The sequence below is a fragment of the Streptococcus pluranimalium genome (genome assembly GCF_047785705.1).
Lineage (GTDB): Bacteria > Bacillota > Bacilli > Lactobacillales > Streptococcaceae > Streptococcus > Streptococcus pluranimalium_A.
On the sequence record NZ_JBLOJV010000071.1, the window covers coordinates 1 to 2,734 of the forward strand.

Annotated in this window: 3 protein-coding genes; 2 read left to right on the forward strand and 1 reads right to left on the reverse strand. The window is 43.1% G+C overall.

The features are described 5' to 3' along the window. Positions 1-483: transposase (locus ACMZ6Z_RS09175; RefSeq protein ID WP_416132228.1), on the reverse strand; the 483-nt coding region annotated here is incomplete at its 3' end. Positions 484-603: 120 nt separating this feature from the next. Between ACMZ6Z_RS09175 and scrK the strand changes: the two genes are divergently transcribed. Together scrK and manA are read left to right on the forward strand one after the other, a co-directional pair. Continuing rightward, positions 604-1,494, forward strand: a complete 891-nt coding sequence (scrK, locus tag ACMZ6Z_RS09180) for a fructokinase ScrK (RefSeq protein ID WP_416132229.1) — start codon at positions 604-606, stop codon at positions 1,492-1,494. Between the two features lie 226 nt (positions 1,495-1,720). Further along, entirely contained in the window at positions 1,721-2,668 is a 948-nt protein-coding gene (gene manA, locus ACMZ6Z_RS09185; RefSeq protein WP_416132230.1) for a mannose-6-phosphate isomerase, class I, read from the forward strand. The last annotated feature ends 66 nt before the right edge of the window (positions 2,669-2,734 follow it).

Consider the following 2,734-nt stretch of genomic DNA (forward strand, 5'->3'; position numbering starts at 1 on the left):
CCCAAATTCGGTATCAAAATCTGGATAGAGGTCGGCCCGTTCACGAAGGTCTCTACGAAAAGATTGCCTTCCACGCATTTCTTTCTTGCCGTTTGGTTTTCGTTTCCCTTTCCAGGGCAAGTCTTCTTTGTCAAAGATATTACGATCAGCCAAACGATAGAGTGTTCGCATAGAACAGGGAATAGCATCGGGATAAGTTCCTTTAATGACATCAAGGCTCCAATCACGTTCTAAATAGTGTTGAATAAATGCCTGCACAGATTTTGTCAACTGTATTTTACGACGTCCACAACGCTTTTTGTTCGCTTTGTACCGCTCGTAGTATTCATAGGCTGAATGACCTGCTTCAAGATAGTGTATGACGTTATAAATGATCTGTTTTGATCGACCCAAAGACGCAACAATAGCACTGACTGTTGCACCTTCTTGGTAGTATGCCTCTATCATAACAAGTTCATTTGTGGTAAGATGAGTATAGGTCATTTATCTTAGTTCCTTTCAGACAAATGTGGTGTTTATCTGAGCCTAACATAAATGGCTTTTTTCAATGGCTTTTTTCTGTCTAGCTTAATTTTACAAATTGGGAAAGGAAAAAGAGAAGTTATGCCTAAGTTATACGGAAGTTTAGAGGCTGGAGGCACGAAATTTGTCTGTGCTGTGGGGAATGGTGATTTTCAAGTAGTGGAAAAGACACAGTTTCCAACCACAACACCTTCTGAAACGATTGAGCGCACAGTTGAATTTTTCAAGCGTTACGAAGAAGACTTGGCAGGTATTGCTATTGGGTCATTTGGCCCCATTGATATTGACCAACAGTCGCCAACTTATGGCTATATCACAACGACTCCCAAAGAAAACTGGGCTAATATTGATTTGGTAGGATTGATTGCTAAAGCGTTTAAGATTCCCATTTACGTCACAACGGATGTGAATAGCGCCGCCTACGGGGAGGTGTTGGCACGCGAAGGGATTGATCGTTTGATTTACTATACGATTGGAACAGGTATTGGTGCAGGGGCGATCCAATCAGGTCAGTTTATTGGTGGTCTTGGCCATACTGAAGCGGGTCATGTATATGTGTCTCGTTATTCTCGTGACATAGCTAATGGGTTTCAAGGGACTTGTCCTTTCCACAATGGCTGCCTTGAAGGTCTCGCTGCAGGGCCATCGCTTGAGGCTCGTACGGGTGTCCGTGGAGAGTTGGTTGCTCCAGATGCGGATGTTTGGGATATTCAAGCTTATTATATCGCACAAGCTGCTATTCAGGCGACCCTTCTCTACCGTCCACAGCTTATCGTTTTTGGCGGTGGGGTTATGGCTCAAGAGCATATGCTAGGTCGTGTATGTGATCAATTTGCGATGCTCCTAAATGGCTACCTGACAGTACCTGATATCGCAGACTATATCGTGACACCAGTAGTTGCTGAAAATGGTTCGGCGACACTTGGAAATTTTGCCCTTGCTAAAGCAATGGCAGATCAGACAGTGGTTTAATAGGATTATTTTTTAAGAGAGACCGGGACAACTGTTCTGGTCTCTCGTTTTTTTTATGCTTTGAGGGAAAATCTTGTTTTAGGGACTTTCCAGCGTTAGGAGCATCATTTGCCTTGAAAGGCTTATGAAAAAACGTTATAATGTAACGGATTGATAGCTAGTATAGTGAGTGAAACTAGAGAATTTTGAATCCACTATAGCTAAGCTATTTTGAGAGGGAGATAACATGGCTAAGCCTTTATTTTTAGAACCAGTGATGCAGGAGAAAATATGGGGTGGCAATCGCCTAGCAACAGAGTATGGCTATGTCATCCCGTCGGACAATACAGGGGAGTGTTGGGCTATTTCAGCTCATCCAAATGGCGTTTCCAAAGTCAAAAATGGTCCCTATAAAGGGATGGGATTGGATGACTTGTATCACCATCACCCAGAGGTTTTTGGCAATCCAAAGACGGCTGTTTTTCCCTTGTTGACTAAAATTTTAGATGCTAATGAGTGGCTTAGTGTGCAAGTCCATCCAGATGATGAGTATGCCATGAATCATGAGGGTGAGTTGGGTAAGACGGAATGCTGGTATATTCTGTCAGCCCAAGAAGGTGCTGAAATTATTTATGGGCATCAGGCGAAGTCAAAAGAAGAGTTGAGAAAAATGATTGTCGTAGGGGATTGGGACAGTCTGTTGACAAGAGTACCTGTTAAGGCAGGTGATTTTTACTATGTTCCCAGCGGTACCATGCATGCTATTGGGGAAGGTATCATGATTCTGGAGACGCAGCAGTCTAGTGATACGACCTATCGGGTTTATGACTTTGATCGTAAAGACGATGCTGGTAATCGTCGTGAACTCCACTTGGTGCAGTCGGTTGATGTCACCTCGATTGGGGCTCCACAAAACACGACACCTGCAAGGCTTGCTGTTGGTGGTCTTGAGACAAGGCTCTTGATTTCCAATCCCTTCTTTACCGTTTATCACTGGAAGATTAGCCGTTCAGTCGCGATGCAGCAGACAGCTCCCTACTTATTAGTCAGTGTTATTGGAGGAGAAGGTCATATCACCGTTGATAATGGTATCTTTTGTATTCGTAAGGGAGATCATTTTATCCTGCCTAATCAAGTAACTTCTTGGGAATTTGATGGTAAGGTTGAAATGATTGTCAGCCATGTTGGGTACTAATCAGGTGATGTTTGAGCAAGATGAATGGATTAAGGATAAGATGATATCATTAAGCTAAGAACCTGT